15 protein-coding genes are annotated in these 17,538 nt (G+C 71.3%); 7 read left to right on the top strand and 8 right to left on the bottom strand.

The window, feature by feature from the left end; genetic code table 11:
- Positions 1-8 precede the first annotated feature (8 nt).
- From ABIA33_RS11805 to ABIA33_RS11790, 4 genes are all read right to left on the bottom strand, one after another.
- Positions 9-1,145, bottom strand: a complete 1,137-nt coding sequence (locus ABIA33_RS11805) for an ABC transporter ATP-binding protein (RefSeq protein WP_370080212.1) — start codon at positions 1,143-1,145, stop codon at positions 9-11.
- Complete coding sequence (locus ABIA33_RS11800; RefSeq protein ID WP_370080414.1) at positions 1,142-1,963, bottom strand: ABC transporter permease; 822 nt, start codon at positions 1,961-1,963, stop codon at positions 1,142-1,144. Before ABIA33_RS11800 ends, ABIA33_RS11805 begins: the two co-directional genes overlap by 4 nt.
- A gap of 113 nt (positions 1,964-2,076) precedes the next feature.
- Positions 2,077-2,925: a molybdate ABC transporter substrate-binding protein gene (gene modA / locus ABIA33_RS11795; RefSeq protein WP_370080210.1), complete on the bottom strand. Its 849-nt coding sequence runs from the start codon at positions 2,923-2,925 to the stop codon at positions 2,077-2,079.
- A 65-nt stretch (positions 2,926-2,990) separates the two neighbouring features.
- On the bottom strand, positions 2,991-3,407 hold the full coding sequence (locus ABIA33_RS11790) for a molybdopterin-binding protein (RefSeq protein WP_370080208.1): 417 nt from the start codon (positions 3,405-3,407) through the stop codon (positions 2,991-2,993).
- Positions 3,408-3,651: 244 nt separating this feature from the next.
- Here ABIA33_RS11790 and ABIA33_RS11785 point away from each other — a divergent pair, with 244 nt between their 5' ends.
- Positions 3,652-4,881 carry an MFS transporter gene (locus ABIA33_RS11785; RefSeq protein ID WP_370080206.1) on the top strand — a complete coding sequence of 410 codons (1,230 nt, stop codon included), beginning with the start codon at positions 3,652-3,654 and terminating at the stop codon, positions 4,879-4,881.
- A 42-nt stretch (positions 4,882-4,923) separates the two neighbouring features.
- Here ABIA33_RS11785 and ABIA33_RS11780 read toward each other — a convergent pair whose 3' ends face one another.
- Positions 4,924-5,661, bottom strand: a complete 738-nt coding sequence (locus tag ABIA33_RS11780) for an SDR family oxidoreductase (RefSeq protein WP_370080204.1) — start codon at positions 5,659-5,661, stop codon at positions 4,924-4,926.
- Positions 5,662-6,242: 581 nt separating this feature from the next.
- Here ABIA33_RS11780 and ABIA33_RS11775 point away from each other — a divergent pair.
- The 5 genes from ABIA33_RS11775 (at position 6,243) to ABIA33_RS11755 (ending at position 13,213) form a co-directional block, all read left to right on the top strand.
- On the top strand, positions 6,243-6,638 hold the full coding sequence (locus ABIA33_RS11775; RefSeq protein WP_370080202.1) for a cell division protein SepF: 396 nt from the start codon (positions 6,243-6,245) through the stop codon (positions 6,636-6,638).
- 136 nt (positions 6,639-6,774) lie between these two features.
- Entirely contained in the window at positions 6,775-10,047 is a 3,273-nt protein-coding gene (locus tag ABIA33_RS11770) for a DEAD/DEAH box helicase (RefSeq protein WP_370080200.1), read from the top strand.
- Positions 10,048-10,220: 173 nt separating this feature from the next.
- The gene (locus tag ABIA33_RS11765) at positions 10,221-10,871 is read left to right on the top strand and encodes a hypothetical protein (protein ID WP_370080198.1); all 651 of its coding nucleotides are present in this window, start codon (positions 10,221-10,223) and stop codon (positions 10,869-10,871) included.
- Between the two features lie 74 nt (positions 10,872-10,945).
- A complete protein-coding gene (locus ABIA33_RS11760) occupies positions 10,946-11,500 on the top strand; it encodes a TetR/AcrR family transcriptional regulator (RefSeq protein ID WP_370080196.1) in 555 nt (184 codons plus the stop codon).
- A gap of 66 nt (positions 11,501-11,566) precedes the next feature.
- Positions 11,567-13,213 (top strand): MFS transporter, encoded by a 1,647-nt coding sequence (locus ABIA33_RS11755; protein ID WP_370080194.1) that lies wholly within the window; start codon positions 11,567-11,569, stop codon positions 13,211-13,213.
- A gap of 57 nt (positions 13,214-13,270) precedes the next feature.
- Here ABIA33_RS11755 and ABIA33_RS11750 read toward each other — a convergent pair whose 3' ends face one another.
- The 3 genes from ABIA33_RS11750 to ABIA33_RS11740 form a co-directional block, all read right to left on the bottom strand.
- Positions 13,271-14,479, bottom strand: coding sequence for an MFS transporter (locus tag ABIA33_RS11750; protein WP_370080192.1), 1,209 nt, complete (start codon positions 14,477-14,479; stop codon positions 13,271-13,273).
- Between the two features lie 83 nt (positions 14,480-14,562).
- Entirely contained in the window at positions 14,563-15,705 is a 1,143-nt protein-coding gene (locus tag ABIA33_RS11745) for a cytochrome P450 (protein ID WP_370080190.1), read from the bottom strand.
- A 703-nt stretch (positions 15,706-16,408) separates the two neighbouring features.
- Complete coding sequence (locus tag ABIA33_RS11740) at positions 16,409-16,774, bottom strand: winged helix-turn-helix transcriptional regulator (protein WP_370080188.1); 366 nt, start codon at positions 16,772-16,774, stop codon at positions 16,409-16,411.
- Between the two features lie 91 nt (positions 16,775-16,865).
- Here ABIA33_RS11740 and ABIA33_RS11735 point away from each other — a divergent pair, with 91 nt between their 5' ends.
- Positions 16,866-17,531: an NADPH-dependent F420 reductase gene (locus tag ABIA33_RS11735; RefSeq protein WP_370080186.1), complete on the top strand. Its 666-nt coding sequence runs from the start codon at positions 16,866-16,868 to the stop codon at positions 17,529-17,531.
- Positions 17,532-17,538: the final 7 nt, after the last annotated feature.

Here is a 17,538-nt window from a genome sequence, read left to right as displayed (position 1 = left end):
GCCTGGAGTTACGCGGGATAGGCGTGCGTCTGGGTGGCCTTGACGGCCGCCCACACTTCGTTGCCCTCGGCGAGGCCGAGGTCGGCGACGGCGGCCGGGGTGAGGTCGGCGGTGATCCGCAGGTCGCCGGAGAGGTCCAGGCGGACCTGGTCGCCGTGCAGTTCCATACCGGTGATGGTGACCGGCCACAGGTTGCGGGCGCTGGTGTCGGGTCGGCTGCGGTGGACCGTGACGGCCGCTGGGGGGAAGGCGACGAAGACCGGTCCGTCCTCGCTGTCGGCGGTGGCGACCACGGTGTCGTCCACCCGCACCTCGTGGCCGTCGGCGGTACCCCGGTAGAGGTTGAGACCCACCAGCCGGGCGATGTAGTCGCTGCGGGGGTGCCGGGCGATGTCGGCGGGCGCGCCCTGCTGGACGACGCGGCCGTCCTCGATGACGGTGAGGCGGTCGGCGAGGACCATCGCGTCCAGGGGGTCGTGGGTGACCAGGACGGCCACGGCGTCGAAGGCGGCGAGGTGGCGGCGCAGTTGGGTGCGGACGTCCAGGCGGGTACGGGCGTCCAGCGCGGCCAGCGGCTCGTCGAGGAGCAGCAGACGTGGGTGGGGGGCGAGCGCGCGGGCCAGGGCGACGCGCTGGGCCTGACCGCCGGACAGGGCGCGCGGGCGGGCCCCCGCATGGTCGGCGAGGCCGACGCGGTCCAGCCAGACGGCTGCCTGGGCACGGGCAGCGGCCCGGCGGACGCCGCGGGTGCGCAGGCCGAAGGCGACGTTGTCGAGTGCGCTGAGGTGCGGGAAGAGCAGGTAGTCCTGGAAGACGACGCCGACGGGGCGCTCCTCGGGCGGCACCCGGAGCCGGGCGGCGGGCTCCTCCAGGGTGTGCCCGTCGAGGGTGAGCCGTCCCGAGGTGAGCGGGGTGAGCCCGGCCAGGGCGCGCAGCGCGGTGGTCTTGCCCGCGCCGTTCGGGCCGAGCAGGGCGAGGACCTCGCCGGGGCGCGCGGTGAGGGTGATGTCGAGTTGGAAGGGTGCGGCGCTCGTTTCACCGCGGCCCGCCGGGGCGCGAGGGGCGCGGTCGACGACGAGGTGGGCGTGCAGTCCTTCAGCCTCCGGTCGTTCGGTGGGCGCGGCGGCAGGAAGCGGGGTGGTCATGCCGGGCCTCCGGTCCAGCGTCCGCGCAGTCCGACCAGAACCAGCACGGAGACGACGAGCAGCACCAGGCTGAGGGCGATCGCGGAGGCCGGGTCGTCCTGCAGGGCCAGGTACACGGCCAACGGCATGGTCTGCGTGGTGCCGGGGAAGTTGCCCGCGAAGGTGATCGTCGCGCCGAACTCGCCGAGGGCCCGCGCCCAGGCCAGGACGCTGCCCGCGGCGATGCCGGGGGCGACCAGGGGCAGCGTGACCCGGCGGAAGGCGGTGAAGCGGGAGGCACCGAGGGTCGCGGCCGCCTCCTCGTAGCGGGAGTCCGCGCTGCGCAGCGCGCCCTCGACGCTGAGGATGAGGAAGGGCATGGCGACGAAGGCCTCGGCGACGACCACGCCGGCCGTGGTGAACGGCAGGGTGATGCCGAAGGCGGAGTCGAGCCAGCGGCCGACGAGGCCGTTGCGGCCGAACACCAGCAGCAGCGCCACGCCGCCGACCACCGGGGGCATCACCAGCGGCACGGTGACCAGGGTGCGCATCAGCCTGCGTCCGGGGAACTCGGTACGGGCGAGCACCCAGGCCACCGGCACGCCGAGGACCAGCGACACCGCCGTGGCGGCGGTCGCGGTGACCAGCGACAACCTCAGCGCCGGCCACACGGCGCCGCCGCTGAGGGCGCTGGGCAGGCTGCTCCAGGGCGCCCTGACCAGGAGTCCGACCAGAGGCAGCACCAGGAAGGCGAGGCCGGCGACGGCGGGGAGCAGCAGGGCGGCCGGGACCGCGCCGACCCGGCGGCGGCGCGGCCGTGTGCGGGCTCCTTCGAGCAGGTCGGGACGGCCCGGGCGCTCGGTGCGGCGGGAGCGGTCGGGCGCCCCGCCGCGCCCCCCAGCGGCGGGAGGATTCTCCGCCGCCGGGGGGTCCGATCCGGTCACGGGGCTGGTCACGGGGCCTGGAAGCCCGCTGCCGCGAGTTCCTGCTGGGCCGGGGCGGAGAGCACGAAGGCGGTGAACGCCTGCGCTGCGGCGCTGTTGCTGCCGTGGGCCAGCGGGGCGATGGGGTAGGTGGTGATGGCCTGCTGGGCGGCGGGGAAGTCGACGCCGACGACCTTGCCCTTGGCGCCCAGGACGTCCGTGCGGTAGACCAGCGCCGCGTCGACCTCCTTGAGCTCGACCTTGGTCAGCGCGCTGGTGACGTCCTGCTCGTAGGTCACCGGGGTGACCTTGACGTTGGCGGCGCCGAGGGCCTTGACGGCGGCCGCACCGCAGGGGACGGTCTTGGCGCAGAGCGCGACCTTGGTGCCCGGCGCGGCGAGGGCGCTGAGGCTGGTGATGTTCTTGGGGTTGCCGGGGACGACGGCGATCTCCAGGGCGTTGCGTGCGAAGTTCGCGGGCGCAGCGGCGTTGTCCGACGCCTTGGTGACGGTCGTCATGGTGGCGAGGCTCGCGGAGGCGAAGACGTCCGCGGGGGCGCCCGAGACGATGCTCGCCGCGAGGGTGTCGCTGCCGCCGAAGTTGAAGGTGACGGTCACCCCCGGATGCGCCGCTTCGAACTCCTTACCGAACTTGGTGAAGGTGTTCTTCAGGGAGGCGGCGGCGAAGACCGTGAGCTTGCCGCTCAGCGCGGTGCCCGCGGAAGCTGTCGCCGAGGGGGCGCCCGAGGAGGAAGAGGCTGCGGACGCCGCCGGGGTCGTGGCGCTGGAGCTACAGGCAGTCAGGGCGACGAGCGCGACGCCGGCTGTGGCGACGGCGAGCGCTGAGCGCCGGGCGGAGCGGGTACGGGTGCTGGTCATGATGGAAAACCCCCAGGTGACGGGCGCGTTCGAGCACGCGCGCTACAAGTGCTGACAGTGAACGGCTACGGGCGTTCGACGACGACGTTGGTCGACTTGATCACGGCTACGGCGGGCACCCCGGGCTCCAACTTCAGCTCCTCGGCCGACTCTCGGCTGATGAGCGACACGACCCGGAAGGGACCCGCCTGGATCTCCACCTGCGCGGCGACGTCGCCGAGGATCACCTCGGTGACGATGCCCCGGAAGCGGTTGCGCGCGGAGGAGGGCGTCCCCTCCGCCCCGGCGTTCTCCGACCGGGCCAGTTCCCGGGCGAAGGCCGCGAGTTGGGAACCGGGCACGATCCGGTGGCCGTGCTCGTCCCGCTCGGCGACGAGCCGACCCGCATCGACCCAGCGACGCATGGTGTCGGCGCTGACGCCCAGCAGGGCCGCAGCCTCGCCGATTCGGTAGCTGTTCACAGGACGATCATCTTGTCGCATCTGCAATCCCCTCGTCACTCGTAGCATTGCACAAGCCAGGGGTGAACTGTAGGACACCTCGCATGTGCGAGGGCCCAGTAGTCAAAGCGTAGCCAACACCCCATCAGCGCACTTCTCGTGCCGAACCCTCTCACTCGGGGATGATCCGCACCGCCGTCGAAGCACCTGAGTCGCCGACCTCCAGGACCTGACGCACCGGGCCGTCCGAGGATAAGTTGATCCTTCACACAAAGGGGATCTGACCATGGACCAGCAAGCCGTCCGCCGGGCCCGACGCTCGGTGGCCGCCGTCTTCGCCGTGCACGGAGCAGTCGCCGGGAGCTTCGCCACCCGGATCCCCTGGATCAAGGACCAGCTGCATCTGAGCGCGGGTGAACTCGGCCTGGCCCTGGTCGCACCGGCCCTCGGCTCGTCCCTGGCGATGCCGCTCGCCGGCCGCCTGGTGCACGCCTGGGGGCACCGGGCCGCCGTGCGGTTGCTGATCTCCTTGTGGTGCGCCTCCCTGGTCCTGCCGGCGCTGGCGCCCAACCTGCCGGTGCTGGCCCTCAGCCTGCTGCTGTTCGGCGCCTGCGCCGGTACCGCGGACGTGGCGATGAACGCGCAGGGGGTCGAGGTCGAGCAGCGGATGGGCCGCTCGATCATGTCGGGGCTGCACGGCATGTGGAGTGTCGGCGGGCTGCTCGGCTCGGCGGTCGGCGCCGTCGCTGCGGGCCAGGGCTGGGACGCGCGGGTCCACCTGGCCGTCATGGCGGTGCTGCTGATCGGGATCGGGGTACTGGCCTGCCGGGGGCTGCTCGACGTCCGCCCCGAGCCGGAGGCCGAGGCGCCGCCGAGGTTCGCGCTGCCGCCGAGGTCGGCGCTGGCGATCGGCCTGGTGGGGTTCTGCGCGGTGTTCGCGGAAGGGGCCAGCGGCGACTGGAGCGGCGTCTACCTGCACGGGACAGCGGGCGCCTCGGCCGGGGTGGCAGCCGCCAGCTACACGGCCTTCGCCTGCACGATGGCCGCGAGCCGGCTGGCCGGGGACATGGCCGTGCGGCGCTTCGGTCCGGTGCGGACGGTGCGGCTCGGCGGGGTCGTCGCCGTGCTCGGCGGGATGCTGGTGGTGATCTCCCGGACGCCGGTCCCGGCCATCGCCGGTTTCGCTCTGCTCGGCATCGGCATCGCCGTGGTCGTCCCGGTGTGCTTCGCGGCGGCCGGACACAGCGGGGAGAATCCCAGCCGGGCGATCGCCGGGGTCGCCACTGTCACCTATACCTCGGGCCTGGTCGCGCCCGCGACGATCGGTACGATCGCGCAGGCCAGCTCGCTTCCGGTCTCCTTCGCCGTCGTCACTGTGCTGGCAGTCGGCCTCATCGTCGGCGCGGGCGTGCTGGCCCCGGCCGCCCGAACCGTGAACCCGGGCAGGGCGAACGCGGCAACGGTCGGGCTCCAGCCCGGCGAGCGGGACCAGGAGTCGACCGCGACCGGATGCTGACGGGTGCCCAGGTCGGATCGCGCCCCACCCGTCCGTCCCGGGTCACATCCCTCCCGCGACCCGCAGCACCGCCCCGGTGGTGTAGGAGGAGTCGGGCGAGAGCAGCCACGCCACGGCCGCCGCGATCTCGTCGGGCTCGCCCGCGCGGCGCATGGGGATGCGGGTGGCGGCGGCCCGATCCACCCGGTCCGGGTCCCCCGCGGCCGCGTGCATCCCGGTCAGAGTGATGCCGGGAGCGACCGCGTTCACCCGGATCCCCTCCGCCGCGAGCTCCTTGGCGAGGCCCACGGTCAGCGCGTCCGTTGCGGCCTTGGTCGCGGCGTAGTGGACGTACTCCCCCGGGCTGCCCAGGGTGGCGGCCGCCGAGGAGATGTTGACGATGGCGCCTCCGCTCGTCATGACCTGGGCGGCGCGACGGGCGCAGAGCAGGTATCCGAGCAGGTTGACGTCCAGCACCCGGCGCAGCACGTCGGTACCGGTGTCGGCGAGCCGGCCGAGCGGGCCGGTCACGGCCGCGTTGTTGACCAGCCCGGTGACCGGGCCGAGTTCGGCCGCGGCGGTGTCGAACAACCGGGTGACGTCGGCTTCGACCGAGGTGTCGGCCCGGACGGCGACGCAGTGCGCACCGCCCTTCCGTACGGCGGCGACGACCTGCTCGGCGGAGTCGGCGTCGGAGAGGAAGCCGAGCAGCAGGTCGTGGCCCTCCGCGGCCAGGCGGCGGCAGACGGCGGCGCCGATGCCGCGACTGCCGCCCGTGACGATCGTGACGGGTCGCGGCACGGTCGGTCTCCTTCGTCTTGATCGGTAAGGACGCGCGGCCGACACCCTACGTGGTCGGCGGAGCGGCCCGGGCATGGGGTTCGCGGGACGCCTCATCACCTCCGGCGGGCAGCTCCGCGAAGAGCACCGGGATGGATCGTCCGGATTCGACGGTGCGTCATCCGGGAGTCTGTGAAAGTCCGGTGATGGGAAATCCGGTGGCCCGGGATTCGGCGAGCCGCGATGATGGTCACGCGGGGGCGAACACGGGGCGAACAGATCCGCGAAGAAACCGTCCTGCAGAAGGCGATTGGGCAATACTTCCCCTGTCTGACATGGCAAAACCGGCCTCGTTGGAAACTCAGCAGAACCAGTGAACGCCTATTCGTACGTCTGTGCGAATGGAACCGATCGAATCGATCCTGCGTCCGAACAGAACGTCAGATCGGTTGACACTAACGGCGCGCCGACACGACCAGACGGGTGCTTTGTCGGTGATCAATGCGATACTCGGACAGCACGGTGGGACAGTACCGAAACACTCTGCACGGAAACACCATCGTGCACATCACGGGGCAGCAGGACGGATGGGGAGGCACGGCATGGGAGCAGCACTGCGTGACGACTACCGCGGATGGCTGGCGCCCTCCGGGAACTATCCGGTGGCGGTGCCCGACTACGAGGAGCCGTGGGACTCCCCCGAGCTCGTCCCGGCCCCGCACGCGCCGCAGATCACCTCGATCCGGCCGACGGGCTTCGAGTCGGCACGGATCATCGGCGAGCACGTTCGCGTCGGCACCCCCGTCATCATGGACCTGACGGGTATGACGGACGCCGACGCGAAGCGCCTGGTGGACTTCGCCTCCGGGCTGACCTTCGGTACCCGGGGCAGCATCGAGCGGATCGCGAAGCGGGTGTTCCTGCTGGCTCCGCCCGAGGTCGAGGTCCTGGTGATCGACAACTCCGACGACGGCTCGGGGTTCTACAACCAGAGCTGAGACATCCCTCCACAGCGGCCGCGGGCCGTTGTCAGTGGTGCTCCGTAGGCTGGTGGTCCAGGGTACTCACCCTGGACCACCAGCCTTTTCGCGTCCCATGGACCTTGGAGCACACGGAGCAGGAGTCGACCGACCCATGTTCGTTCTGCACGGCCTGTGGCAGGCCGACCAGCGGCTCGCCCTGTGGGCGGAGGACGCCCGGCCTCGGGCCGAGGCGCCGCGGGCCCGTGCGCGGACACGGGGCGTCCCGGTCCATCCCCAGGGTTGCGACCCGGCAGTGCTGCGAGGCCTGCTGGGTGCGGTCGGCCCGGGGCTCGAATGGCTGGCGGGGCACGCCGAGGCGGCGTCCGCGACCCTGCTGCTGCCCACCCGGGAGGGGACCCCGCTGCCCTCACCCGAGCTGGCCGCCCCGTCGCCCACGACCACGGGCGTGCGGCTGCGGCCCTGGCGGGTGCCCGCGCTGCTGTTCACGGCGGCTCAGGCGGCCCAGCTACTCGGCGAGCTCTACGACCCGCACCGCTCGGCGATCCAACCCGAACTCCCGGACGCAGGCCTGGTCGAAGCCCCCTACGGAGCCTCGCTGCGCTGGCTGACCCGGGTGCACGACCTGGCCTGGCGGCTGGTCGGGCGGGGGCGGGTACTCCCTTCGCTCGACCTCGACTCCCCAGCGGCCCAAGCCCGCTGGGTGCCGATGCCGGACGGCCCGGCCCGCCGCGAGGCTGCGGCGCTCGCGGCCGACTGCCCTCCGATCTGCCGGGCCGAGCACGGCGTTTCGGCAGGCGTCTCACCCGAAGCCGCACCCGGCGCCCCACGGAACGGCGCCAAGGAGTCGGAGCGCACCGGCGTCGAGCTCGTCGCGGAGCTGCTCGCCGCGCTCGTGGACGGCGAAGTCCGGGCCGTGCTCGCGGAACAGCCTCCGCTGCTGCCGCAGAGCCGGGGACGGCGACGCCCGCCGGCCACCGTAGCCGAGCACTGGCTGGCCGCCCTGAGCTCGGAGAGCGGGCTGCTCCGTGAGGACGGCCCCGACCTGGGGGCCGACGGCGACGCCGCCGAACTCGCGGTCCTGCAGGACCGGCTGACGGTGTGGCACCGCTCGGCGACCGCTGCCCCCGGCCCCCTGCGACTGGGCTTCCGTCTGGTCGAGCCGCTGGGGCCGGACACCCTTGCCGCCGGGGACGACCCCGCCGCCGACCGCTGGCGGTTGGAGTTCACGCTCCAGGCCGCCGACGACCCCTCGGTGCTGGTCGAGGCAGCCGAACTGTGGGCGGACCACCCTGCCGCCGCGCCGCTGCGCCGAGTCGTGGACCACCCCGAGGCGGCGTTCACCGCCGAGCTGGAGCGAGCTGCCCGCTGCCGCCCGGAACTGGAGGCCGCCCTGCTCGCGCACCGGCCGCACGGCCTCGACCTGGACCGCGCCGGCGCGCTGGACTTCCTGCGGGACGCGGCCCCGGCCCTCGCCGCCGCCGGGTTCGGCGTGCTGCTGCCCACCTGGTGGCGCCGTCCGCCGTCGCTCGGACTGGCGCTGACGGCGCAGACGGTCCAGGCAGGTGTGGTCGAGCAGGAGAGCCTGGTCGGCAGGGAGGACCTGGTCGCGTTCCGCTGGCAGGCGGCACTGGGCGGCCGGCCGCTCAGCGAGCAGGAGTTGAAGGAGCTGGCGGCGGCGAAACAGACCCTGGTACGGGTCCGGGGGCAGTGGTTCGAGGCCGACCATGCCCGGATCGCGGCGGCCGTGGCGTTCCTGGCGGACCGGGCGGAGGGCGTCACGTCCGTCGCTGAGCTGCTGCGGACCGCCCTGGCCGGCCGGGAGCCGGGGACGGGGCTGCCGGTGCTGGTCGCGGAGGCGGACGGGCGGCTCGGCGAACTGCTGCGCCGGGTCCGGTCCACGGTCGAGCAGCAGGAGGCTCCGGAACTGGAGCCGGTCGCCGTGCCTCCTGGCTTCGGCGCGGTCCTGCGCCCCTACCAGGAGCGGGGGCTCGCCTGGCTGGTGTTCCTGACCCGCCTCGGCCTCGGCGGGGTGCTCGCCGACGACATGGGCCTCGGCAAGACCGTGCAGACGCTGGCCCTGCTGGCCGTCGAACAGGCGGCGGGTCCGGTGGCCGGCCCGACACTGGTGGTCGTCCCGATGTCACTGGTCGGCAACTGGACCCGGGAGTGCGCGCGCTTCGCTCCCATGCTGCGGGTCTACGTCCACCACGGGGCCGGGCGCCCGGGCGGCGCGGAGCTGCGCCGCACGGTCGCCGGAGCCGACGTGGTGATCACGACCTACGGCCTGGTGCAGCGCGACTTCGCCGCGCTGCGATCGGTTGACTGGCACCGGGTGGTCGCCGACGAGGCCCACCACATCAAGAACAGCGCCACCCAGCAGTCCCGCGCCGTGCGGGCGCTGCCCGCCGCGCATCGGCTCGCGTTGACCGGCACACCGGTGGAGAACCGCCTCGCCGAGCTCCACTCCGTCCTGGACTTCGCGAACCCTGGCCTGTTCGGCTCCGCGGAGCGCTTCAAGGAGCGCTACTCGGTGCCGATCGAACGCAATGCCAGCGAGCGCGCGACGGCCGAGCTGCGGCGCCGGACCCGGCCTTTCGTACTGCGCCGATCCAAGAGCGACCCGGTCGTCGCCGCCGACCTGCCGCGCAAGCAGGAGATGACCGTGCTGTGCAACCTGACGGCCGAACAGGCCGCGCTCTACCAGGCGGTCGTCGACGACCTGCTGGCCCGGATGGAACGCGCCAGACTCGACCGGAGCCACACGATCCAGCGCCGTGGCTTGGTACTGGCGGCGCTGACCCGGCTCAAGCAGATCTGCAACCACCCGGCCCACTACACCGCTGAACGGGGCCGACTGGGGCGACCGCGCCTCGAAGGCCGCTCCGGGAAGCTGGCCCGGCTGGAGGAGACCCTGGAGGAGGCCGTCGCCGAGGGCGACCGCACCCTGTGCTTCACCCAGTACACCGAGTTCGGCTCGCTGCTCCAGCCCTATCTCGCGGAGCGCCTGGACAGCGAGGTGCTGTTCCTGCACGGCGGCATGAGCAGGCGTCAGCGCGACGCAGCCGTGGACCGCTTCCAGGAGCCGGACGGACCCTCGGTCTTCCTGCTGTCCCTGAAGGCGGGCGGTGTCGGGCTGAACCTGACGGCGGCCAACCAGGTCGTCCATCTGGACCGGTGGTGGAATCCGGCAGTCGAGGAGCAGGCCACGGACCGGGCGTTCCGGCTCGGCCAGCTCCGGGACGTGCAGGTGCGCCGCTTCGTGTGCGTGGGCACCGTGGAGGAGCGGGTGGACGCGATGATCGAGGCCAAACGGGCGCTGGCGGACGCCGTGGTGGGCTCGGGCGAGAGCTGGCTCGGCGACCTGTCGACGGACGCACTGCGCGAGGTGCTGGCACTGACGGAGGACGCGGTGAGCGAAGCATGAACACTCCAGGACCAGGACCAGGACGAGGACCAGGGGCCGCAGGTACGGGCGCCGCGCCGGACCCCCGGGCGTGGTCGGCCCGCTTCCTCGCGCGCCTGGACTCCCTCGGACTGCTCGAGCTCGGACTCCCCCAGCTCCAAGCCCAGGCACCTCCTTCTGCCTCTCCCTCTCCGGTGTCCGAGCTGACCGTCTCCGCCGGGTCCACCGGTGCACGGGTCGCGGGCTCGGGCGGACGGTCCTACGACGTCTGGGTGGAGCTGGCGGTATTTGACCCCGCGCAGTGGGCACGGGCCGAACAGGCCCTCGCCGCCGACGAGGACGTCCGCGAGGCACTGTTCGACGGCGAGGTGCCGCCGCGGCTGGAGGGCGTGCTGGCCAGATCGGGCCTGTCGCTGCTCCCTGCCCGGGCGACGGATCTCACCCTGGAGTGCTCCTGCCCGCAGTGGTCGCCCTGTGGACACCTCGCGGCCGTCCTCGGCGCGCTGGCGGCAGCGCTCGACGACGACCCGTTCCTGCTGCTCGCCTGGCGCGGCCGCGATCGGGGACGGCTGCTGCGTCATCTCGGCGCGCTTCGCTCCGCAGCCGAGGAGAGCCGAGCGGAGGCAGAACCGGCTGCCGCCTCCGAGCGCCCGCTGGCGGAGCGCCTGCACGACTTCTGGACCGAGGGCGACCGGCATCGGTCGCTGCTCAGCGGCCAGGAACGGAGCCAGGAGCCCGGGACCGCCGAGGCAGCGACCGCGCCACTCGGCGCGTCCGGCATCGTGATCCGGGGGCGCTCCCTCGAATCGCTACTGCAGCCCGCCTACGAAGCACTGATCGACTGAGAGCCACTAGCTGCAAACGAGAGCCTCAACTATCGAATGAGACATGACTGTCTCACATCAGGTATCCTTGCGTCATGGCAACGGATCGCGACTCGGTACTCATGGCAGCTGTAGGCGTCCTCTGCAGGCAGCCCACGGCCGCCCTGGACGAGATCGCCCGCGCCGCCGGGATCAGCCGTGCCACTCTGCACCGGCTCTTCCCCGGCCGCGACGCACTCGTCCACGAGGTCGCCGGACTGGCGCTGCGCCGCATGTCCGCCGCCCTGGACGCCGCCTACATCGAGCAGGGCGACCCCGTCGAGGCCGTCCGCCGGCTGGCGGACGCGGTGATTCCCGACGCGACCACCGCAGCCTTCCTCACCGGCGAGAGCCGGCTGTTCGAAGACAGTGAGGTCACCGCGGCCTGGGACCGGATGGACGCCCGGGTCACCGCGCTCTTCCTCCGCGGCCAGCAGTCCGGCGCCTTCCGGGTCGAACTCCCCGCCGCCTGGCTCAGCGAAGCCTTCTTCGACCTGCTCGCCGGCGTCGGCTGGGCCGTCCAGGAAGGACGCCTCGCCGCCCGCGACAGCACCCACGCGCTGGTCGAGCTCTTCCTCGGCGGCGCCCTCCGAACCTCCTCACCCTCCTGAGACCGCTCCTCAGCCCTCGTCTCGGACCTCTCTCAGGCTTCCCGCAGACTTCCCAAAAGGCACATCATGACCGCCGTCCCGACCGTCCCCCAGACCACGTCCGCTTACCGAAGTCCCCAGCCCGCCACCCACCGCGCCCGGTGGGTCGCGCTCTCCGTCCTGGTCCTCGCAGTTCTGCTGGTGGCCGTCGACGCCACCGTCCTCTTCCTCGCCATCCCCTTCATCAGCCAGCACCTGAACCCCTCTCCCACCCAACTGCTGTGGATCGGCGACAGCTACTCCTTCGTGCTGGCCGGACTGCTCGTCAGCATGGGCTCGCTCAGCGACCGCATCGGCCGCAAGCGCCTGCTGCTCATCGGCACGGCGGCCTTCGGCGCTGCCTCGCTGGTCGCCGCATACGCCCCCGGCGCGGGCTGGCTCATCGCGGCCCGGGCCCTGCTCGGCGTTGCCGGGGCCACGATCATGCCGTCCACTCTCTCCCTGATCCGCAACCTCTTCCCCGACGACCGCGAGCGCGCCAAGGCGATCGGCATCTGGGGCGCCGCCGCCACCGCCGGTGCGGCGGTCGGTCCGCTGCTGGGCGGGCTGCTGCTGGAGCACTTCTGGTGGGGCTCGGTGTTCCTGATCAACATTCCGATCGTGGCACTGCTCCTGGTGCTCGGCTGGCGGCTGCTGCCCGAGTCCCGTGACGAGAACGCCGGAGCCTGGGACCTGACCAGTGTCGGGCTGTCCCTGGTCGGCATCATCGGCGTGGTCTACGCGGTCAAGGAGGCCGCTGTCGGCTCCGCGTTGCACCCGCAGGTCATCGCCGCCGCCGTGCTCGGCGCGGTCTGCCTGGCCTGGTTCGTGCGCAGGCAGCTTCGCCTGCCGGTGCCGCTGCTCGATGTCCGCCTGTTCGCCAACCCCCGTTTCACGGCGGCCGCCCTTGGCGCGCTGATCGCGCTGATCGGTCTCGCCGGTGTGGTGTTCTTCCTCTCCCAGTACTTCCAACTGGTGCGCGGCTACTCACCGCTGCAGGCCGGGCTCGCCGACATGCCCGCGTTCGCCGGCTCTGTCATCGGCGGCCTCAGCGCCGCCTACCTTGCCCGACGCTGCGGGCACCGGGTCACCCTCGCGGGCGGGCTGCTCGCCATGGGCATCGGCCTCGGCGCGCTGGGATGGGCGCACGAGGAGACCTCGTACCTGCTGATCGCCGTCGCCTTCATGGCCACCGGCGTTACCGAGGGCGTGGTCTACGCACTGTCCACAACGCTGGTGCTGGACGCGGCTCCGCAGGAGAAGGCAGGAGCGGCCGGAGCCGTCTCCGAGACCGCCTACGAGTTGGGCACCGCACTCGGCATCGCTCTCGTCGGCTCGGTCCTGACCGCGGTCTACCGCTCCGGTCTCGTCCTCCCCGCTGGACTGACCGGAGCGGAGGCCACCGAGGCGGCCAACTCGCTCGGCGGCGCGGTCCACGCCGCGTCCACGCTGCCCGCAGCGACCGGCGAGGCGCTGCTGGTCAGTGCCCAGCACTCGTTCGTGCACGGGATGAACCTTGCGGCGCTGCTGTCCGGCGCGCTGCTGATCGGGGCCTCGGCCCTGGTCTGGGTGCTGCTGCGGCGAGGTCGCAGCGCAGCGGCCGGGACCCGCACGGACTCCAGCCGCGACCGCGGCTCGGCCGACGCCCCGGCCGACGACGGCAGCTCCGCCCGCAAGCTGCCCCGCGCCGCCTGAGCCGGGGCCTGCTCCGTGGGGCGCCGAGCCGGCCGTCCGGTTCACTGTGACGAGATGTCACCGGACCGGCTCGGCCACGGCTCCCGTCCCCTCGCGCAGACCCTCACCAGCCGACGAGCGTGTCGCGACGGGCATCGCGAGTCCGGCCACGAGGAAGACCGCCGCCAGCACCACCCAACCCAACTGGCCTCCCTTGACCACCGCGATCAGCGCTACCGGAGCCACCACATTGGTCGCGCCCCGCCCCATTGCCAGCACTCCCTGGTACTGACCGGTGGCACGCTCGGGCGCAAGTTGGAAACTGAGCCCCCACTCGCCCGCGACCTGGTACATCTCCCCTCCAGTGTGCGCGACCATAGCGAGGACGAGGACCCCGGCTGCGACCAGGGCGTTGCCCCAACCAGCGGTGCCGTAAAGCAGACACGCGCCCCCGAGGAGGAATCCCGCTCGGCGTGAGGCCCGCCCCCACGCCCCCCGTTCCACGTCGCTGCCCCTTGAACTGATCCTGACCTGGAAGAGCACCACCAGCAACGTGTTCATCACAATCAAGGCGCTGAACAGCCACGCCGGTGCCCTGGTGCAGGTAACCAGCCAGAGCGGCAGGGCGATTTCCATCAGGCCGCCGTTCAGCGACAGAACCGCGTTCAGCCCGGTGAACCTCAGGTATCGGAGGTCCCTCAGCGCCGTCCACATCCGCGGCCGCTCGGCGGGCACCGGGGGTGGCAGCCGGACCGGAATGCGGTTCAACACGACTGCTGAACCGGCATACGCCAGCCCGGCGCCGACCACCAGTGCCTCGTACGCGGTCCGGGTGTTCAGGTACAGCGCGATCCCTGCGGCACCTGCACCCAACGCGATGCCGATGTTGCTCACCACTTGTTGATGAGCGCGGGCGACCACTCGCTCGTCCGCCGACGCGATCACAGCGATCAGTGCGGGAAGTACCGTTCGACAACCGCGCTGCACGATCCCGACGACGCAAGCGACGACGACGAACGGGACGAAGGAGCGCACCGCCAGGTAGCCGAGGACGGCGGGCCCCGCCGCAGCGGTGAGGACGAGCAGTACGCGACGTGCGCCGTGCCGGTCGGACAGATGTCCGACCGGCACGGCTGCGACCAGGCCCGCCAGGCTCGCGAGCGTGAGGCCCAATCCGACGTCGACCATTCTCAGTCCCACCACACGGGTGAAGAAGAGAACACTGACGGTGGCGAAGAGACCGTCCCCGAGCGTCGTCAGGAAGGTGGACAGGGTCAGGCCCCGCACCGGTCCCGCGGGAGGCAGGGCCGCCTGCAGCCAACGCCGAGCCGCACCCGTACCCGTCGTCGTACTCGGCGGAGTTGTGGCCACTACGCGTCGGCGGTCTGGAACGAGACCGGCAGCGTCGCGAGGTAGCGCATGGTCGCCGTACGCTGGCGGAGCGGCTCCCCTGCCTGGCGCATCGCCGTGGGCCGCCGGAGGACTGCCCTGATCAGTGCCTGCAGGGTCACCTGCGTGAAGAGGTTGCCCACACAGGTGTGCGGTCCACGGCCGAACGCCATGTGCTGGTTGGGCGAGCGGTCGAGTACGAGTTCGTCGGGGCGCGGGAACTTCTCCGGGTCGCGGTTGGCGGCGCCGAAGAGCACGACCACGACGTCGCCCCTCTTGAGCGGGATATCACCGATCACCGCGGGTTCCGTGAGAATGCGACTGGTTCCCTGAACCGAAGCATCGTATCTCATGAGCTCGTCGAAACCGCTGGAGAGCAGCTTCGGATCGCGCATGGCCTCAAATGCGCCGGGGTTTTCCAGCAGCGCCAGCATGGCATTTCCCGCGCCGGCCACGATCGAGCTGTATCCGGACTGGAAGACCACCCGCACGGTATTCCGAATGAAGCTGTCAGGAATATCCATACCGCCGCGGTTGCCGGCGATATGGGTGAGCAGCCCGGGCCGCGGATTGGCGATGAACCACGACTCCACCATTTCGCTCAGCCGACCGCGTGCCGCCACGCCCTGCTTTTTGAGCTCGGCGCCCGTCTCGACTCCGGGTTCTGCGGCCTCGGGGGCAAGGGCGGCGTCCATGCTGCGCACAATTGCGTCTGATATCGCCGCGAAGGTGCCGACCTCGGGGCAGTCGATACCCATGAGCTCCGATATCGTCGCGAGCGCGAGCGGCGCGACGACCTCGGACATGAGGTCGAACTGCGGCTTGCCTTCCAGTGAGTCGAGCAGTTCCGTCACGAGGACCTCGCCGTACTCGCCGATCGCATCCAGATCCTGGGCGCGAAGCGCGTTCATGAACAGGCTCCGCAGCGGTGCGTGGTCCGGCGGGTCCAGCGTCTGCAGGCTGAGCCACGGCTCGGACACGGACTCACCGGCCCTTCGCCAGTCGGTGGCGAACACCTCGGGGTTCTGCAGCACCGTCTGGCAGTCGCGGTAGCGGGTCAGAACCCAGCTCTGCATCTTCTCGTGCCAGTGCACGGGCTCGGCCTCGCGGAGCGCCGCGTACACCGGGTAGGGGTTGGCGAGAGTCGTACTGCCGAGGGGGTCGTACCGAATGGGGAGGTTCATCGGGAATTCCTAGGGACGTGAATTGCTGGCGAGGTCCAAGCAGTCGGGAACAGCAGCACTCGGAGATCGGGAGTGCGCCGGGCTCGGACAGTTCCGAGCCCGGCACTGCCTCACATTGTCGAACTGGCTCCAGCCGGAGTTCGACCTGCCATAATTAGTCGTTGTAACGCATGTGAATTCACCGCCTCCGACTTGTGCCCGCTGTATTCCGAGCGCCTGGTCCATGGGCCGAGGATGCCGGTGCAATCGGCATCTGGTATTTCAGTCGTTGTAGCGCATGAAAACCCCCCAAACATCTCTTCGTGATCGAAGCCCTTGCGCCCCTCTCAATGATCATCAATCTAGCACCGCCACTTTGACCGTGTCCACACCATCGCGCGAACTGGTTTTCTCCGTCCACAATCGAAAGGATTTCTGCCAAATTCCTTGGTTCAGGCGGGGATGTGCGGTCTATCCGAATTTGGCACTATTGAGAACGTGCATGAGGTGTGATAGAGACCGGTGCATCGTGAACCAATTGCCCGAATCGTGTCGGCTGTGGGCAGGTCACACAGCCAGGGGCATTGCGTGTTGGTGATCTGTCATGGTCTGTCAGTACGCACCGCCATCGGACGGAGCGTCGCACCGCGTCACCTCGCGCGGGCTACATCGTGGCTGACGGGTCCGCGAGTTCGGCTTGGTTGTCAGCGGCCCACCGGGCCAGCAGTGCCAGGGGGCCGTTCGCGAAGGACTCCCCGAGCGGCGAAAGCCGGTAGACCACGCCCGGATGGGCAGACGCCTGCCTCGCGCCGTGAACTTTCGTCACGAGCCCGCGCGACTGAAGCCGCTGGAGCACCTGGGTCAGCACCTTGTCGCTGACTCCTGCGATGCGCCGGAGCAACTCGTTGCGCCGTGTCGGCCCCAGGCGCAGCGCGGAGAGCACGACGGGGTCCCAGGTGTGGCTGATCAGGTCGGCTGCCGCGCGCACGTGGCAGTCGGACACGAAGGTCTGACAGGTCTCCTCGATCACACGGTCCAGTGTGGCACCGCTCGCCTACCGATCGGTAGGAGCCGCGTTCATAGCGTTTCTTCCGGCACCGTTTCGAATGAAGGAGATCGCCGTGAACGTAGGAATCCTGGGCACCGGCAATCTGGCCGTGACCCTGGGCCGGGCGTGGGCCGCAGCCGGCCACTCGCTCCTGGTGACCGGGCGCGACGCCTCACGTGCAGGTCAGGCCGCCGGCGACATCGGTCACTCGGCCAAGGCCGTCGAGCCCACGACCTTCGCCGAGCAGGCCGACGTGATCGTGGTCGCGGTCGCCTGGGAAGGCCTGGAGGCGTCGCTGTCCCTCGTCGGGGGCCCGCAGGGATCGCTGACCGGCATGATCGTGCTCGACTGCACCAACCCGGTGGACTACCGGAGCGGGCAGCTCAAGCCGGCGACCGGCTCGGCGGCGGAGCTTGTGGCCCGCTTCGCTGCGGGCGCGCAGGTGGTGAAGGCGCTGCACCTGTTCGCGGGCGCCTCGTGGCCGTACACGGGACCGCGGGTCGCAGCACCGGTCGTGGCGATCTGTGGCGACGAGCCGCGTGCGCTCGACAGCGCGGCGGTGCTGATCGCCGACCTCGGCGGGTGCGGCGCCGTGGTCGGCGGCCTGCAGAGCGCACGGCAGTTGGAGGAGACGGCGGGATTCGTCATGAGGGTGGTCGCGGCGGGCCACAACCCCAGGCTCGCAGTTCCCGACGTGGACCCCGCGGCCCTTCGGGCTGAGCAGGCCACGACCGGCTGAAACAACT

Source organism: Streptacidiphilus sp. MAP12-16, assembly GCF_041262165.1.
Taxonomy (GTDB): domain Bacteria; phylum Actinomycetota; class Actinomycetes; order Streptomycetales; family Streptomycetaceae; genus Streptacidiphilus.
Note: the sequence above shows the minus strand (reverse complement) of the source record. Positions and strands in the feature narration are given on the sequence as shown.

Bases quoted from the DNA above. Each gene is read 5' to 3' on its own strand.
- modA (WP_370080210.1), bottom strand. From the start codon at position 2,925: ATGACCAGCACCCGTACCCGCTCCGCCCGGCGCTCAGCGCTCGCCGTC.
- ABIA33_RS11790 (WP_370080208.1), bottom strand. From the start codon at position 3,407: ATGCGACAAGATGATCGTCCTGTGAACAGCTACCGAATCGGCGAGGCT.
- ABIA33_RS11755 (WP_370080194.1), top strand. From the start codon at position 11,567: ATGACCGCCGTCCCGACCGTCCCCCAGACCACGTCCGCTTACCGAAGT.
- ABIA33_RS11760 (WP_370080196.1), top strand. From the start codon at position 10,946: ATGGCAACGGATCGCGACTCGGTACTCATGGCAGCTGTAGGCGTCCTC.
- ABIA33_RS11805 (WP_370080212.1), bottom strand. From the start codon at position 1,145: ATGACCACCCCGCTTCCTGCCGCCGCGCCCACCGAACGACCGGAGGCT.
- ABIA33_RS11775 (WP_370080202.1), top strand. From the start codon at position 6,243: ATGGGAGCAGCACTGCGTGACGACTACCGCGGATGGCTGGCGCCCTCC.
- ABIA33_RS11770 (WP_370080200.1), top strand. From the start codon at position 6,775: ATGTTCGTTCTGCACGGCCTGTGGCAGGCCGACCAGCGGCTCGCCCTG.
- ABIA33_RS11785 (WP_370080206.1), top strand. From the start codon at position 3,652: ATGGACCAGCAAGCCGTCCGCCGGGCCCGACGCTCGGTGGCCGCCGTC.